Source organism: Ligilactobacillus equi DSM 15833 = JCM 10991 (genome assembly GCF_001435735.1).
Classification (GTDB): domain Bacteria; phylum Bacillota; class Bacilli; order Lactobacillales; family Lactobacillaceae; genus Ligilactobacillus; species Ligilactobacillus equi.
Genome location: NZ_AZFH01000068.1, coordinates 1 through 15,756, shown reverse-complemented (window position 1 = coordinate 15,756; position 15,756 = coordinate 1). Strand labels below are relative to the sequence as shown.

Genomic DNA, 15,756 nt, shown 5'->3' with positions numbered 1-15,756 from the left:
AGTTAATGAACTCGGTACTGAAGTACCGAACTTCTAGCACTGGTAGTCAGATACTGCAATGATACTAAAAGACCTTTAGGCAATGCACAACTATCACAAAAAAGGACCGCTCGTAAAGCGATCCTTTTTTATTACTTAGTGTATTCAGCTACTAAAGCTTCTACTTCTTCAGAAGTTTCACTGTCAAGAGCCTTGTCAGCTAATTCCTTCATCTTAGTAGTGTCAAGCTTCTTCATTAAGCTCCGTGTCTTCAAGATTGAAGTTGCACTCATAGAGAATTCATCTAAGCCCATGCCGGCTAACAATGGTACTGCCGTTTGGTCTCCAGCCATTTCCCCACACATACCTGTCCATTTACCTTCAGCGTGTGAAGCATCGATAACACGCTTGATAATCCGTAAGATAGATGGATTGTATGGTTGGTAAAGGTAAGAAACGCGTTCATTACCACGGTCAGCAGCCATAGAGTAACCAATCAAGTCGTTAGTACCGATACTAAAGAAGTCGGCGTACTTAGCTAACTTATCAGCAATCATGGCAGCGGCTGGAATTTCCATCATCATTCCGACTTCGATATCATCAGAAACAGCCACACCTTCAGCCACTAATTTAGCCTTTTCTTCTTCAAAAATTGCTTTAGCTTGCTTAAATTCGCTCACAGTAGCAATCATTGGGAACATAATCGCTAAACGACCATAGTTGGAAGCCCGTAATAAAGCTCGTAATTGTGTGCGGAAAATGTCTTGACGGTCCAAAGAAATCCGGATAGCCCGGTAACCCAAGAATGGGTTTTCTTCTTCTGGTAATGGTAAGTATGGTAAGTTCTTATCCCCACCAATATCCATAGTCCGGACAACGACTTGCTTACCATTCATGCCTTCAACAGCCTTCTTGTAAGCTTGGAATTGTTCTTCTTCCGTTGGTAATTCAGCTGAGTTCATGTATAAAAATTCAGAACGGAATAAACCAACTGCTTCAGCACCGTTGTCGTTAGCACCTTCTACATCTTCTGGCGTACCAATATTGGCCCCCAAAATAACTTCTTTACCATCAGCGGTAACAGACTTAGCGTCCTTAAGAAGTTTCCATTCAGCTTTTTGCGCTGCAAATTCTTCAGCTTTAGCCTTGTAAGATGCTAGTTCTTCATCAGAAGGATTGACCAAAGCATCTCCTTCAATCCCATCAATAATCACCATGTCACCTTCAGAAATTTCTGAAGTAGCATTACCTGAACCTACAATTGCTGCAATTTCAAGCGTCCGTGACATAATTGCCGAGTGAGAAGTCCGCCCGCCAATATCAGTAATGAAACCTTTGACGAAGTTCCGGTCTAACTGGGCTGTATCTGAAGGAGTTAAATCGTGCGCTACGATAACAACTTCTTCATCGATTAAAGCTGGACTAGGTAAAGTTACCCCTAGCAAGTGGCTTAAGACCCGCTTCGTAACGTCGCGAATGTCGGCTGCCCGTTCTTGCATGTACTTGTTGTCTGTCATCGCTTCGAACATGGAGATAAACATATCGGTCACATTCTTTAAAGCAGCTTCAGCGTTAACCTTCTCATTTGTTATTGCATCCTTGATTTGACCAACTAATTCAGGGTCGGCCAAGATTGTCAAGTGGGCTTCGAAAACTTCGGCTTCTTCTTCACCTAAGTTTTCAGCCGCCTTCTTTTTAATCATTTCAAGGTCAGCAGTTGCCTTAGCTAGGGCGTCGTCAAGACGAGCAACTTCTGCTGCCGTGTCTTCAACATTTACTTGGTCAAATGACAAGTCAGGTTCAACAAGCATGTATGCTTTTGCAGCTGCGATACCATCACTCGCTGCAATCCCCTTTAAAACTTTAGTCATTATTCAGCAAGTCCTTCCTTAGTCATTGTTTCAGCAATAGCTGCTAATGCTTCTTCTTCATCGGCACCTTCAGCCTTGATAGTTACATCAGCGTTTTGACCAACACCTAATGACATAACACCCATGATTGACTTCAAGTTAACTGACTTTTCGTTGTAAGTCAAAGTAATGTCTGAGCTGAACTTGCTTGCAGCTTGAACTAATAAAGTAGCTGGACGTGCGTGGATACCTGTTTCTGCGATTACGTGAAAGTTTTGTTCTTTAGCCATGATTATCATGCTCCTTGTTAATAAAAAATATAGTTTAACTAGTTTCTGAAAACAAGTTAAGTCAAGCATTAACACGCTTTCATTAATTTGCATCCGAAACTCCTGTTACTAGATAAATTTTACCATGCTTATCGTTTTGGTGCAAGAACTTGCTTTTAAAAAAATTAATCTTCCTTTTCTTTTTGCGCAGCAACATACTTTGCCCCACCACCACGTTTAGCAATACCGACAATACTTTTTCTTTGAGCAAAACCCATTAAGATTTTTTGAAAAGCCATAAATTCTTCTGGCGAAACTTCCAACTCAGAAATTTTTCCATCCCGTAAATCTTCTAGCTGCTTTTGATAATTCGTTGCCATTTTCCATCCTCTTCTATAATTAGATATTCAGCTTCCCAAAATAAATTCAGGGGCTTATAAATTTATTTTAACACATAAGCATTTTACTTGCGTTAAAATCCAAAGTGGTTATAATAGAAAACATAAAAGGTCAACAAAGGTCAAACGACCCTTTGACTAATCTTATAAAGAAAGGTCGTGAATGCATCTATGTTATGTCAAATATGTCATACTAATCCTGCAACGATCCATTTAACCACGAATATCAATGGCAAACAAACAACTTTTGATCTTTGTCAGCAAGATTATCAAAAACTCAAACAATCTCAAGGTTTCAATAATTTCAACAACAATCCTTTTGGTGATTGGGGTTCTTTCTTCGACTATTTAGGCAATGGCCAGGAAGCTAACTTTGCTAACCAAGCACAAGGCCAAAACGGACCTCGCCCACAACAAGGGAGCGGCAATAATCGTAACAATGGTAACTCTATCCTCGGACAATTTGGGTTTGATTTGACAGCTCAAGCTAAGGCTGGAAAAATCGATCCTGTCATCGGTCGCGATAAAGAAATCAGTCGTGTGATTGAAATCTTAAACCGCCGGACTAAAAATAATCCGGTTTTAATCGGGGAAGCCGGTGTTGGTAAGACTGCTGTGGTCGAAGGTTTAGCCCAAAAAATTGTCGATGGTGATGTACCTCAAAAACTCCTCAATAAAAAAGTTATTCGCTTAGATGTAGTTTCTCTAGTTCAAGGTACAGGAATCCGTGGTCAATTCGAGGAAAGAATGCAACAATTAATGAATGAGCTTAAACAAGCTAAAAACACCATTCTCTTTATTGATGAGATCCACGAAATCGTTGGAGCCGGTAATGCCGAAGGTGGCATGGATGCCGGCAATGTTTTGAAGCCCGCCCTCGCTCGTGGTGAACTTCAACTAGTGGGAGCCACAACCTTAAATGAATTCCGTAAAATTGAAAAAGATGCTGCTTTAGCACGGCGTTTACAACAAGTACAAGTCAATGAACCAAGCATCGACGAAACGATTGCTATCCTACAAGGAATTCAACCTAAATACGAAGCTTATCACCACGTTAAATACAGTGATGCTGCTATCAAGGCTGCCGTAACCTTATCCAACCGTTACATCCAAGACCGTTTCTTGCCGGACAAGGCTATTGACCTCTTGGACGAAGCCGGTTCTAAAAAGAATTTAACTATCCACACCTTGGATCCTGATGTAATTGCGGAAAAAATCAACGCTGCAGAAAAGCAAAAACAAGACGCTTTAAAGGCAGAAGATTACGAAAAAGCCGCCTATTACCGCGACCAAGTCAATAAATTTACTAAAATGAAGGACAATACCGTCGATGATGATGAAATTCCGTCTATTACCGAAAAGGATATGGAAAGTATTATCGGTGAAAAGACTGGTATTCCAGTTGGTGAACTTAAGAAAAATGAGCAAAATCAATTGATTAACTTAGCTCAATCACTCCAAAACCACGTAATTGGTCAAGACCAAGCTGTCGACAAGGTAGCGCAAGCTATCCGCCGTAATCGCGTTGGTTTCAATAAATCTGGGCGTCCAATTGGTTCCTTCCTTTTTGTTGGACCAACCGGGGTCGGAAAAACCGAGACCGCTAAGCAATTAGCCGAAGAATTATTTGGTACTCAGGATGCCATGATTCGATTCGATATGAGTGAATACATGGAAAAACACTCAATTTCTAAGTTAATTGGTTCACCTCCAGGATATGTTGGTTACGAAGAAGCTGGCCAATTAACTGAACAAGTTCGTCGTCATCCTTACAGCTTGATTCTTTTAGATGAAGTTGAAAAAGCTCATCCTGACGTGATGCACATGTTCTTACAAATTCTCGATGATGGTCGCCTCACTGACTCACAAGGTCGCACAGTTTCCTTCAAGGACACAATTATCATCATGACTAGCAATGCTGGTTCCGGTGACTCTATCGCTAGTGTTGGTTTTGCCACTCCGGCCAATGACACCAAGTCCTTAGTAAGCAAGCTTTCTGCTTACTTTAAACCTGAATTCCTAAATCGTTTTGACAGCATTGTGGAATTCAACCCACTTTCAAAGGAAAACTTGACTAAGATTGTCCGTCTCATGTTAGCTGACGTAAATCAAATGTTGGCCCCTCAAGGCATGGATATCACAGTAACTGCTCCGGTTGAAGCCAAGTTAGTTGATTTAGGTTACGACCCTAAGATGGGAGCTCGTCCATTACGTCGTGTTATTCAAGAACAAATTGAAAACAAAATAGCTGATTACTATTTAACCAACCCAAGTGCTAAGCATCTACAAGCACGCATCGAAAATGATGATATCGTAGTTGAAGCACGACAAGCAAAATCCCCGGCTGAAAATCAATAAATTTTAACAAAATTCATAAAAAAAGCGGAACTTTTCCGCTTTTTTTGCTATTAATTTTTCTATAAATTGCGGTATAATTAAGCTGAAAGAAGGGAATGATTAATTATGTTTATGACTGATGTTACCTCAAGTTACTCGCATTCCATCGCAACCGAACTACGAACTTCACCAGCCCACTTTATTAAGATTTACACTTTGGGTAATTCCAAAGTTGTACACAAGCGTAAATTTGGTCATGATGAAGTAATTATTTCAAATAAACTTCGACCAATTACAGCTAAAGAAATTGAATTTGTTAAGCAAGAATTAGCACAAAATGCGATTAGTGAAGTTGAACTTTCTAATACCAACCGCAAGTTAGTAGAATTAACATGGGATCATGAGTAAGTTTGCTTGCATACAAGCTCATCCCGTAAGTTTCTCTATTACAGGTTATATAGATGCAGACTATCATGGATAATGCGTCTTGCCATTGCTTCTATAATCCGCTGGTTATTCACGGACTTAAGTCTAGTTTATGCTAGGCTTTTTCTTTAGCTAATTTTTCTATAAATATTTTCTCCAAAATCATTGATTATATTATACACCGATGCCAAATAAGTGGCCCCTATGCGAAAAACATAGGGGCCACTTGTTATAATAATATTAATTTTAGTAACAAACTGTCTTTGATAGCTATTATAATTTAGCAGTTAATTCCACATCAGGATATTTATCTTGGAACCAGCGTTCCGCAAATTCATTTTCAAATAAGAAAAGTGGGTCTCCTTGACGATCTTTAACCAAGAGATTTCGTGATGAAGACATCTTTTCATCTAATTGGTCTGGGTTAATCCAACGTGCGGTCTTGTGTCCCATAGGTGTCATCACAACTTCAGAGTTATATTCATTGAGCATCCGGAATTGGAAAACTTCAAATTGCAGTTGCCCGACAGCCCCTAAGATGTAATCACCTGTACTATAACTTTGGTAGAGTTGCACCGCCCCTTCTTGCACTAATTGCTGGATTCCCTTGTGGAAGGATTTTTGCTTCATAACGTTTTTTGCAGTTACGCGCATGAAAAGTTCCGGTGTAAATTGTGGTAATTTTTCAAATTGCACAGCCTTCTTACCTGAAAAAATCGTATCTCCAATTTGGAAATTCCCTGTATCGTAAAGTCCGATAATATCCCCAGCTACTGCTGTTTCAACTGTTTCCCGACTATCTGCCATAAATTGCGTGGAGTTAGATAAACGAATCTTCTTTCCCGTTCTTTGAAGGGTAACATCCATCCCGCGGTCAAATTCACCTGAACAAATCCGAACGAAAGCAATCCGGTCACGGTGATTAGGATTCATGTTAGCTTGAATCTTAAAGATAAATCCACTAAATTGTTCCTGGTCCGCCGCAACTATTTGGTTGTCTTGGGTTTTGTGGGGACTTGGAGCGGGCGCGAATTGTAAGTAAGCATCTAAGAAAGTCTTAACCCCAAAATTAGTTAAAGCTGAACCGAAAAAGACGGGGGTTAACTCACCCTTAGCGATTTTTGCTGCGTCAAATTCACTCCCTGCAACCTTGAGTAATTCAATTTCATCTAAGACTTGGTCGTAGATACTTTCTTCCTTCAAGGGGTGATCGACCGCTAATTGACCGTTGTCATCTAAAGGTAAGTAGCTTTCTCCCTCAGCTTCCGAACGGTAAAGTTCAATGCGGTTGTTGTAAATATCATACAAACCTTGGAGACCTTTCCCCATCCCAATGGGCCAGTTCATGGCATAGCCTTCAATACCTAAGACTTCTTCTAATTGCGCTACGAGGTCCATTGGTTCCCGACCATCACGATCTAACTTATTAATGAAAGTAAAAATCGGAATCCCCCGCATTTTACAAATTTGGAAGAGCTTCTTAGTTTGGGGTTCAATCCCTTTGGCCGAATCAATTACCATAACCGCAGAGTCCACTGCCATCAAGGTCCGGTAAGTATCTTCTGAGAAATCTTCGTGCCCAGGAGTGTCCAAGATATTAACCCGCTTACCAGCGTAATCAAATTGCATCACGGAAGATGTAACCGAAATCCCACGTTTCTTTTCAATTTCCATCCAGTCAGACTTAGCAAAGTTGCCTGACTTCTTAGCTTTCACGGTCCCAGCTTGACGCACTACGCCCCCAAATAAGAGGAGCTGTTCGGTAATGGTTGTTTTACCCGCGTCAGGGTGGGAAATAATCGCAAAGGTCCGTCGCTTATCAACGGCTTGCGTTAATTCTTCTTGTTTCATTTTTTACCTCACATAAATTTTAGTAACCTTGCCAATTATAACAAATTATTGTCTAGCTGACCATGGTCAAGCCAAAAAGCCGAGATTTCCATCCCGACTTAAGGCTTATTTTGGCACTGTCAAAACTTGACCTTCTTGGAGATCATCGCTTTGTAAATTATTTAATTGGCGAATAATTTCAGGTGTCGTCGCGTATTTCTGCGCCACGGTATCCAAAACTTCACCAGCACCCACATTAATGGTTTGGGTTTCACCTGAATAAGCTTGTGATGAAGATTCTTCAGCCTTCTTAGATTCCTCAGCTTGTTTCGATTCTTCAGCCTTCTTGGATTCCTCAGCTTTTTTCGATTCTTCGGCTTTCTTGGATTCCTCAGCTTTTTTCGATTCTTCGGCTTTCTTGGATTCAGAAGCTTGTTTAGATTCCGCTAAGGACTTGGAACTAGTCAAGCTCTCCATCTTGTTAGCTTGGTGGGTCGTATGTTGATGATATAAGTCATAACCATAGTAACCCCCAGCTCCTAGAACAAGAACTAAAACCACGAAAATTAGTATTCTAGTATGAATACTGAACTTTTTCTTTTTGGTCTTCTTTGGTGGCAAGCTACTTTCAGGTGCTGGCGTAACTTCTTTTTTAGGGGCGACGCCTTCTTTTTTATCGACGGTCAAGGGATCGGCACCTCGGTCGACAAAGAAGGACTTACGCATACGAGCTTCATCTTTTCGTTTGTAACCATTTTTAAATTGTTCTACTTTGAACTGTTCGTAAACAGCATTCACATCAAAGAGCGTTTGTTCAAATTGTTGTTCAGATAAGAAACGATTCTTTTCTGGTAAAGTTGCTGATCGGAACCATTCTTGAGCATACTCAAATTGCTTAAGCACCTCTGGCATAGGACCAAAGTCCTGAATTAAACCGAATTGGAGCCATAAAACCCGTTCACAAAATCGTTCCATCAACCAGGCTTTATTATCAGCAATAACAAAGGAGACTCCTTTATCCTTTAATTCCCGCATCTTATCACCAAACTTAGCGAAGAAGTGCTGGTCAACCAAAGTTAAAAGACTGTCTACTAAAACAATTTCGGGTTTGACATACAGGGCAATTCCTAAAATCAAACGCGCCTTTAAAGCGTCAGAATAATCACTAACTGGTTGGTAAATCCATTGGCCTAAGTCAGTGAAGTTGCTGACAGCGTTAATCACGTGGTTAGCTTTAAATTCATCTAAATTAGCTTTTTCAACACTCGCTTGGATATTCTCTAAACCTGTTTTACTAACATCTAATTGTTCTAAACTGGCTAAGAAAATGTGTGCCTCGGAAGTTATAAAGCCAGTAGTTTGTTGGAGCTTACCGGCAATGATTTCCAATAATTGCTTCTTACCAGAACCATCATTACCCAAAACCCCAATTGATTCTCCCCCGGAAAGATTGAAGCTAATACCTCTTAGTTCCCAGAATTTTTTCGGCGTTTCTTTTTGTTTGCTCCCCGTCTGCATCTCAACCCCACGGGTGATATATTTGACCTCTAGTTTAGCCATCTAATTTCCCTTCTTTCGTGAAAAATAAGAGTGGAAGCTTCCGCCCCCACTTTTATGCTAATTCTGTTTTTCCTTCACGTTTCATTAAAGCTACGATTTCGTCCTTGACATCTTTATTTTCGTATAAAACATGGTAGATTGCTTCAGTAATTGGCATTTCAATTCCCTTAGCTTGAGCTAATTCGTAAGCTGCTTTACAAGTGTTAATTCCTTCGATAACCATCCCCATGTTATCAATAACTTCTTGCAAGGACTTACCTTGACCTAATTGGTCACCTGCTCGCCAGTTGCGAGAGTGAACACTAGTACAAGTCACAATCAAGTCACCAACCCCAGACAAACCGATGAAAGTCAATGGATCCGCCCCAAAGGCTACTCCTAAACGACTAATTTCAGCTAAACCACGCGTCATCAAAGCGGCCTTGGCATCATCACCGTAACCTAAGCCATGCAAAGCACCGGCCCCGATGGCAATCACATTTTTAAAGGCCGCCCCGGTTTCAACCCCAATTACGTCTTGGTTAGTGTAGATGCGCAAGTAATTGTTCATAAACAATTCTTGCACTAACTTAGCCGCTACTAAATCTTCACTCGCAGCTGTAATCAAAGTAATATCTTGCTTGGCCACTTCTTCAGCGTGACTGGGGCCCGATAAGACCACCATACCACCGTGTAAATCAGCTGGCACTTCTTCTAAAATCACTTCGGAAATGCGTTTGTGACTACCTAATTCTAACCCTTTGCTTGCATGAATCAAAAGTGGTTTTTGCTTTAATTCTTTTAAAACGGCTACCAACTGTTGGCTCACTAAGCGAATTACCTTAGTTGGTACCACGAATAAGACGGCATCAGCTCCATCAACAGCTGCCTTTAAATCCGTGGTCGTTACCAAGGTTTCTGGGTAAACTAAACCTGGCATATAATGTTCATTAGTATGTTGGTTATTTAATTCATCTGCTTGGGCTTGCATATTTGTCCAAAGGTTAACTTGGTGACCATTGTCTACTAACACTTTAGCTAGGACACTCCCCCAAGACCCGGCGCCTAAAACAGCAATTTTTCTCGTCATTATTCTTACACCCATTTCTTTTAAATCTTTGTGTATATCCGCTTTCTAAGTTACCACAAAACCTGGTTTTCAACAAGTTTATCTAAGCTTCTTTTACTAAATATCAAGCTTTAGGAGTGGGACTTACGTAAACGATAAATGCCATAAAAATATTTCACGACCGTCTTAACCACCGCATACAGAGGAATGCCTAAAATCATTCCTAATAAACCGGCTAAGTTACCTGCCACTAACAATAAAAGAATAATCGTTAGCGGGTGAATTTCTAATGATTTACCAATAACGTTGGGATAAATTAAATTTCCGTCGATTTGTTGGACAACCACACAAACAATCACTACGAAAATCATCATCTTTAGTGAGTGGCTAGAAGCTAGTAGTAATGCCGGTATCAGCCCAATATAAGGCCCGAGGTAGGGAATAATATTGGTAATACCTGCAAAAATCCCAACCAACAAAGCATAAGGTACTCCAACTAAACTATAACCAATAAAACTTAAGATTCCCACACTCAAACACTCGATAGCCTGGCCAGCGATATAGCGTGAAATGGTCTCATTCATTTGGCGCATTAAGTCTTCCATTTTGTCTCCGTTGCTTGGAAAGTACTTTTTAATACCTGGAATCAATTTATATCCATCGCGCAACATATAAAAGAGTACAAAAGGTACGGTCACAATCGTCACCACAACATTGGCCACTAGAGAAAAAAGTGATCCGAAACTATCCGACAAGGAGAGAAGGAATTTTTTTACGTTATTCAAAATCTCACTTTGGCCTTTGGTGAGATAACTTTGTACATCATCGCGCTGCATAATCTCAGCTAAAAAACCTTTTTGACTTACTTTATCACTCCAGGTCTGGAGCCCTTTAATATAACTCGGAATATCTTCAATCACAGCTTGTGTCTGACTGATAATTTGGGGCACTACACTCGCAAGCACCCAAAATAAAAGAACAAAGATACCTAGAAAAACTAAACTAACGGCCCCACTACGATTAAGGCCGTGACCTTTAATCTTTAGCTTCAACAAAAGCTTAACCAAAGGATTTAACATATAGTATAAAAAACCAGCAATCAAAATCGGCGCAAATAACGTCGAAATAAAGACTCCCACTGGGGCAAAGATAAATTGTAACTGGGTACATACCCAGATCAATGCCGCCACAATTAAAAATTCTAGCGACCAAAATAAGATTTCTTTCTTATGTGAATTTATTTTTCTCACCTCATTATCAAAATAACCCACAGTATTTCTACTGTGGGATTCCCGTTATAAAAACGGTGCTTACTGTCGGCGCGACAATTCCAAGTAGCGGTTATACCAAATCTCAACATATTCCTTTGAGAAAGGCCCCTTACCGTTATTTATCCAATCGACCAAAGTTCTGACATTATGTTTCAAAATTTTATCAGTTTGACTAGAATAATGCCACTTAGCACTATGGTCTTCGTATTCATCAACATCTAGCAAGCGCTTTTCACCATCGGGAAAGACCTTAACATCCAAATCATAGTCAATATACTTTAGGGCTTCCTTATCCATAATGGCTGGTGAAGCAAGGTTGCAGTAATAAGAAACGCCATTGTCCCGAATCATCGTCACAATATTGAACCAGTAATGTTTATGAAAGTAAACTAAAGCTGGCTCGCGCGTCACCCACCGCCGACCATCAGCTTCGGTGACCAAAGTATGATCATTTAAACCAATCAACGCATTTTCACTAGTTTTGAGAACCATTGTATCTCGCCACGTACGATGTAAACTTCCGTCATGTTTATAACTTTTAATGGTAATATATTCGCCTTCTTTGGGTCCGTTTAAATGACGCATATGACTTCCTGCTTTCTTTCACAGGTGCAAGTTACACCGCTTATCATTACCATTATACCAAATATCTTGTAAAAATCACAAAAAATTCATTTAGTAAAAGGAATTACTATGAATTTTCTTACTTTTTCCGACGCCTAAACTTTACCACAGCCTCACACCGTGCAGTTTGCGGAAACATATCTACTGATTGAATATATTCAACTTCATAAACTTGACTTAGTTTTACTAAATCGCGAGCTAGGGTCGAAGGATTGCAGGAAACATACACAAACTTCTTCGGTGGATTAGCCAAAATAGTTGCAATTAACTTGTCATCTAAACCTAAACGAGGGGGATCAACGACTAGGGCATCAGGATGAAAACCCTCACGACTCCATTTAGGCAACCATTCTTCCGCCGGTCCTACCTCATAAGTCACATTAGTCCGCCCCGAAATTTGAGCATTATAGCGCGCATCCACAATGGCCTCGGGAGTAATATCCATCCCCCGGACTTCCTTAGCTTCTTTAGATACATAAAGACCAATCGTCCCGACCCCACAATAAGCATCGACCAGGCTTTCATCAGCTTGGAGATCCAAAGCAAGCTTAACCTGATCATATAAAACCTCCGTTTGACTTGGATTTAATTGGAAAAAAGCGCGGGCAGACAAGCGAAAATGCACGTCACCTAAAGTTTCCTCCAAGTATTCACTTCCTGCTAAACGAAGCGTTTCCGCCCCCCAAATCAGGGAGGTTTTCTCTGGATTAATATTTTGCATAATAGAAACGACTTCGGGTAAAGCCACCTGTAAATCCCCGACAAAAGCACTTAGATTATTGACCCTTTGACTCCGAGTAATCAAAACCACCTGCGCTTCTTTTTTGGCTTGTGATTCCCGCACCACGATAGTTTTAACATCACCACGATTGGTTTTTTCATTGTAGGCAGATATTTGCCATTTTTCTAACAACTTCAGTACCGTCCGCATAATTTTCATGGTTAGGGGCTTTTGGGTTGAAAAAGTCGGTAAATCTACCAAGAAATGACTGTTAGAACGGTAAAGTCCCGCCATCAAATGACCGTCTTTCGCCCGACGTACTTGAAATTGTGCTTTATTCCGATAGGCGTAAGGATTTTCCATTCCCAAAGTAGGACGCAAATCGTAATTTTGATACCCCCGTGGCTTGAATTTTTCTAAAGCTTGCAAAATCACATCGCGCTTGTACTCTAATTGCTTATCATAGCATAAATGCTCAAGCTCAATCCCCCCAACATCATACTTGTCACGTGGTTTTACCCGATCTGGACTCTTGCTTAAAATTTTGATAACTTGGGCCTGAAGATATTTAGGATGGACCTTAGTAATTTCAGCTTGAATTTTTTCACCAGGTAGAACACCAGCAATAAAGGTAATTTTACGTCTGTAATACCCTATGCCTTCACCATTAATCCCGAGACGTTTGATAGTTAGGACGACTCTTTGACCAACTTCTACCTGAACGCCACCAGTATTTTTTTTACCGTTAGGTTTCCGCTGAACCTTGACTTGCTTTTCTTTGATGAGAGTTCCTTCTTTCTTGTAACTAACTTGTTTTAAATGCCTATCTATTATACCATGGATTTAACTTAAGTTTTGGAAAGGAAGATTAAAATTGACTACTAAAATCACTATGATTCAAGCTCAAAAACGCCCTGGCCGCTACAATATTTATTTAGATGGTCAGTACCGTTTCGCTGTTAGTGAAGATACTCTCTTGGATTTCGAACTACGCAAGGGACTCGAACTCGAAGAAACCGAAATTGACTTTATTTTACAAAAAGAAGCTACCAACAAGTTCTATAACAAAGCGCTTACCTATCTTTCCAGCCAACTACGAACCGAAAAAGAAATTGTAACTTATTTGAGTAAGCAAGATGCCTTACCCACCCAAATCGACGTTACCATCCAAAAACTCAAAAAGCTCAAATTAGTCGACGATAATTTTTACGCCCGCTCCTATGTTCGTACCATGGCCAAAACTTCCAGTAAAGGTCCAAATGTTATCGCCAATAAATTACGTCAAAAAGGCCTTGCTCCTAACGATATTGAAGATGGACTTAGTGAATACTCCTTAGATGACCAATTAGCTAATGGACTTAAACTAGCCCAAAAATTAGCTCTGCGTTACCACAAAGAGTCTTTTTTTATCCAGAAACAAAAAATTAATCAAGGCTTAATTCAAAATGGCTTTGGTAAGGTGAGTTCTGACATCATGGATCAGTTAGATTTACAGGAAGATGAAGATGCACAAAATGAAGCTCTCCAGAGACAAGGACAAAAAATTTGGCAGCGTAATCGTCGCTTTGACCTAACTCAAAGAAAACTTAAAACCCGTCAAGCCCTCTACCGTAAGGGGTTCTCTAACGATGAAATCAGTCATTTTCTGGAAAAAATAAGCCAAAATATAGAATAACCATTTATTTTTTATACATCCATACAAAATTTGTGATAGAATTATCTTGTAAATAAAACGCTTACGAAAGGGTTGTAATTATATGAGCACTAAAGAACGTTTTTCAGAAGCAAATATTAACAAAGCTAACCATATTTTCTCACAAACACGAACGACTGTTCAGACCGCTTTCTTCCAAAATAATATGGAAGAAGTTACCTCTCCAGCCCAAGCATATTATCTAGCCCAAAACAATCCCAATACAATTGTTTTGGACACACCAATTATTCACACTAAAGAATTAGGCTTGCCAAGTAATGCCAAGATGTTGGTCGACAATCACGGGCAAGTTGTTGGGCGGACGGCAGCGGCCCGCCACCGAGTTGATGATCCTAAAGAAGATGCCACTAAATTAAACGGAATTTTACATGATGCCATCTATCAAGGACATAAACGTCACTTTTACAAGACTTCAGTTTATGTTGGTTTAGATTCAGATTTCACTTTGAAAGCCCACTTAGCCCTTGCTCAAGGGTTTGAGGTTAATCTTTTATCCTACATGCTAAACTTCCAAGTTGTAAATAAAGAATACCAAGCGCTCTACCAAAAATCTAAAGTATATGACGAAGGTGACCTCTATATCTATGCCGATCCTGAATGGCAAAATCCAGACTATCCTAACGGTTTAGTCATTATTGATGCTCCTCACAATGTGGCAGCCATTTTAGGCCTACGTTACTTTGGAGAACTTAAAAAATCGACTCTAACTTTGGCTTGGGCTACCGCACACCGTAACGGCTACACTGCCTGTCACGGAGGGGAAAAAGCCTTCCACTTTACAGATAAGAATGATAAGGTTTTTGCTTTCTTCGGCCTGTCTGGTTCGGGCAAATCGACTTTGACCCACGCTAAACACGGTGGACGCTTTGACATCACAGTCTTACACGATGATGCCTTTGTCATCTCACGTGAAAACGGGACTTCAGTAGCCTTAGAACCTTCTTACTTTGATAAGACTAATGATTACTTGCCAGGTAGTGAAGAAAGTCGCTACTTCACCACTCTTATGAACGTGGGAGTTACTTTAAATGAAAAAGGCGAAAAAGTCTTCGTTTCCGAAGACCTCCGCAACGGTAACGGCCGCACAATTAAGAGTCGTTACGCCTCTATTAATCGCGTAGATAAGGAAGCAGCTCCCCTCTCTGCTATCTTTTGGATTATGAAAGATGATAGCCTACCTCCAGTAGTTAAAATCTCTGATCCTATAATGGCAGCAACGTTTGGGGCCACTTTGGCAACCAAACGTTCCACAGCTGAAAACGTCATTGGTTCCGACCGTAATGCTCTAGTCATCGAACCATTTGCTGATCCTTTCCGTGCTTATCCTTTAAAAGAAGACTACCAAGATTTTAAAGAACTCTTCCAAAAACGCGATGTTGATTGCTACATTGTTAATACCGGTAACTACAACGGCTTAGATATTACTAAAGAAGTGACTTTAGCTTCCTTAGAAAAGATTGCTAACGATCAAGCCAAATTTCAAAACTTTGGAAACTTACCCGGTCTTGCTTACATTGCAATTGATAGCTATCCCGTTGATTTTACCAATCAGGAATACGTAGCTAAACTTAAGAGTCGCTTGGAAACTCGCAAAGACTGGTTAACTCAATATGACCGCAATCACCACGGGCAAGAATTGCCAGACGAATTAGGCGCTTGTTTAAGTAGCTTGATTAGTCAACTACCCCCGAACAAGTTCGGGGGCTTGTAACTCACGACACTTGCGTGT

13 protein-coding genes are annotated in these 15,756 nt (G+C 40.3%); 4 read left to right on the top strand and 9 right to left on the bottom strand.

Translation table 11 applies throughout. The features are described 5' to 3' along the window. Positions 1 to 131 precede the first annotated feature (131 nt). The 3 genes from ptsP to ykzS all read right to left on the bottom strand — a co-directional run bounded on the left by ptsP (position 132) and on the right by ykzS (position 2,478). Positions 132 to 1,850 (bottom strand): phosphoenolpyruvate--protein phosphotransferase, encoded by a 1,719-nt coding sequence (ptsP, locus tag FC36_RS06045; RefSeq protein ID WP_023860182.1) that lies wholly within the window; start codon positions 1,848 to 1,850, stop codon positions 132 to 134. Next, positions 1,850 to 2,119, bottom strand: coding sequence for a phosphocarrier protein HPr (locus FC36_RS06040; RefSeq protein ID WP_023860183.1), 270 nt, complete (start codon positions 2,117 to 2,119; stop codon positions 1,850 to 1,852). The genes ptsP and FC36_RS06040 overlap by 1 nt, the downstream gene beginning before the upstream one ends. Positions 2,120 to 2,283: 164 nt before the next feature. Then, positions 2,284 to 2,478, bottom strand: a complete 195-nt coding sequence (gene ykzS / locus FC36_RS06035; RefSeq protein WP_023860184.1) for a protein YkzS — start codon at positions 2,476 to 2,478, stop codon at positions 2,284 to 2,286. A 189-nt stretch (positions 2,479 to 2,667) separates the two neighbouring features. On the opposite strand from ykzS, the gene FC36_RS06030 reads away from it, so the two are divergent. Both FC36_RS06030 and FC36_RS06025 read left to right on the top strand, forming a co-directional pair. Then, entirely contained in the window at positions 2,668 to 4,854 is a 2,187-nt protein-coding gene (locus FC36_RS06030; RefSeq protein ID WP_056986768.1) for an ATP-dependent Clp protease ATP-binding subunit, read from the top strand. A gap of 105 nt (positions 4,855 to 4,959) precedes the next feature. Then, on the top strand, positions 4,960 to 5,241 hold the full coding sequence (locus FC36_RS06025) for a DUF1827 family protein (RefSeq protein ID WP_023860186.1): 282 nt from the start codon (positions 4,960 to 4,962) through the stop codon (positions 5,239 to 5,241). Positions 5,242 to 5,532: 291 nt separating this feature from the next. Here FC36_RS06025 and FC36_RS06020 read toward each other — a convergent pair whose 3' ends face one another. The 6 genes from FC36_RS06020 to rlmD all read right to left on the bottom strand — a co-directional run bounded on the left by FC36_RS06020 (position 5,533) and on the right by rlmD (position 13,096). Further along, on the bottom strand, positions 5,533 to 7,110 hold the full coding sequence (locus FC36_RS06020) for a peptide chain release factor 3 (protein ID WP_023860187.1): 1,578 nt from the start codon (positions 7,108 to 7,110) through the stop codon (positions 5,533 to 5,535). Positions 7,111 to 7,215: 105 nt separating this feature from the next. After that, on the bottom strand, positions 7,216 to 8,649 hold the full coding sequence (locus FC36_RS06015) for an ATP-binding cassette domain-containing protein (protein ID WP_025020873.1): 1,434 nt from the start codon (positions 8,647 to 8,649) through the stop codon (positions 7,216 to 7,218). A 52-nt stretch (positions 8,650 to 8,701) separates the two neighbouring features. Next, the gene (locus FC36_RS06010; protein WP_025020872.1) at positions 8,702 to 9,718 is read right to left on the bottom strand and encodes an NAD(P)H-dependent glycerol-3-phosphate dehydrogenase; all 1,017 of its coding nucleotides are present in this window, start codon (positions 9,716 to 9,718) and stop codon (positions 8,702 to 8,704) included. 110 nt (positions 9,719 to 9,828) lie between these two features. Beyond that, on the bottom strand, positions 9,829 to 10,887 hold the full coding sequence (locus FC36_RS06005; protein ID WP_225349930.1) for an AI-2E family transporter: 1,059 nt from the start codon (positions 10,885 to 10,887) through the stop codon (positions 9,829 to 9,831). A 120-nt stretch (positions 10,888 to 11,007) separates the two neighbouring features. Continuing rightward, positions 11,008 to 11,553 carry a nucleoside tri-diphosphate phosphatase gene (gene ntdP / locus FC36_RS06000; protein WP_023860191.1) on the bottom strand — a complete coding sequence of 182 codons (546 nt, stop codon included), beginning with the start codon at positions 11,551 to 11,553 and terminating at the stop codon, positions 11,008 to 11,010. 118 nt (positions 11,554 to 11,671) lie between these two features. Further along, positions 11,672 to 13,096 carry a 23S rRNA (uracil(1939)-C(5))-methyltransferase RlmD gene (gene rlmD, locus FC36_RS05995; RefSeq protein ID WP_035191268.1) on the bottom strand — a complete coding sequence of 475 codons (1,425 nt, stop codon included), beginning with the start codon at positions 13,094 to 13,096 and terminating at the stop codon, positions 11,672 to 11,674. Positions 13,097 to 13,187: 91 nt separating this feature from the next. On the opposite strand from rlmD, the gene recX reads away from it, so the two are divergent. Then, a complete protein-coding gene (recX, locus tag FC36_RS05990; RefSeq protein WP_025020870.1) occupies positions 13,188 to 13,988 on the top strand; it encodes a recombination regulator RecX in 801 nt (266 codons plus the stop codon). A gap of 82 nt (positions 13,989 to 14,070) precedes the next feature. Continuing rightward, positions 14,071 to 15,738 carry a phosphoenolpyruvate carboxykinase (ATP) gene (locus FC36_RS05985; protein WP_056986767.1) on the top strand — a complete coding sequence of 556 codons (1,668 nt, stop codon included), beginning with the start codon at positions 14,071 to 14,073 and terminating at the stop codon, positions 15,736 to 15,738. Positions 15,739 to 15,756: the final 18 nt, after the last annotated feature.

What these genes read in the sequence shown, in the direction of transcription:
- FC36_RS06010 (WP_025020872.1), bottom strand. Translation starts at nt 9,718, where the DNA reads ATGACGAGAAAAATTGCTGTTTTAGGCGCCGGGTCTTGGGGGAGTGTC.
- FC36_RS06020 (WP_023860187.1), bottom strand. Translation starts at nt 7,110, where the DNA reads ATGAAACAAGAAGAATTAACGCAAGCCGTTGATAAGCGACGGACCTTT.
- FC36_RS06030 (WP_056986768.1), top strand. Translation starts at nt 2,668, where the DNA reads ATGTTATGTCAAATATGTCATACTAATCCTGCAACGATCCATTTAACC.
- FC36_RS06015 (WP_025020873.1), bottom strand. Translation starts at nt 8,649, where the DNA reads ATGGCTAAACTAGAGGTCAAATATATCACCCGTGGGGTTGAGATGCAG.
- ntdP (WP_023860191.1), bottom strand. Translation starts at nt 11,553, where the DNA reads ATGCGTCATTTAAACGGACCCAAAGAAGGCGAATATATTACCATTAAA.
- FC36_RS06025 (WP_023860186.1), top strand. Translation starts at nt 4,960, where the DNA reads ATGTTTATGACTGATGTTACCTCAAGTTACTCGCATTCCATCGCAACC.
- FC36_RS05985 (WP_056986767.1), top strand. Translation starts at nt 14,071, where the DNA reads ATGAGCACTAAAGAACGTTTTTCAGAAGCAAATATTAACAAAGCTAAC.
- ptsP (WP_023860182.1), bottom strand. Translation starts at nt 1,850, where the DNA reads ATGACTAAAGTTTTAAAGGGGATTGCAGCGAGTGATGGTATCGCAGCT.
- FC36_RS06040 (WP_023860183.1), bottom strand. Translation starts at nt 2,119, where the DNA reads ATGGCTAAAGAACAAAACTTTCACGTAATCGCAGAAACAGGTATCCAC.
- ykzS (WP_023860184.1), bottom strand. Translation starts at nt 2,478, where the DNA reads ATGGCAACGAATTATCAAAAGCAGCTAGAAGATTTACGGGATGGAAAA.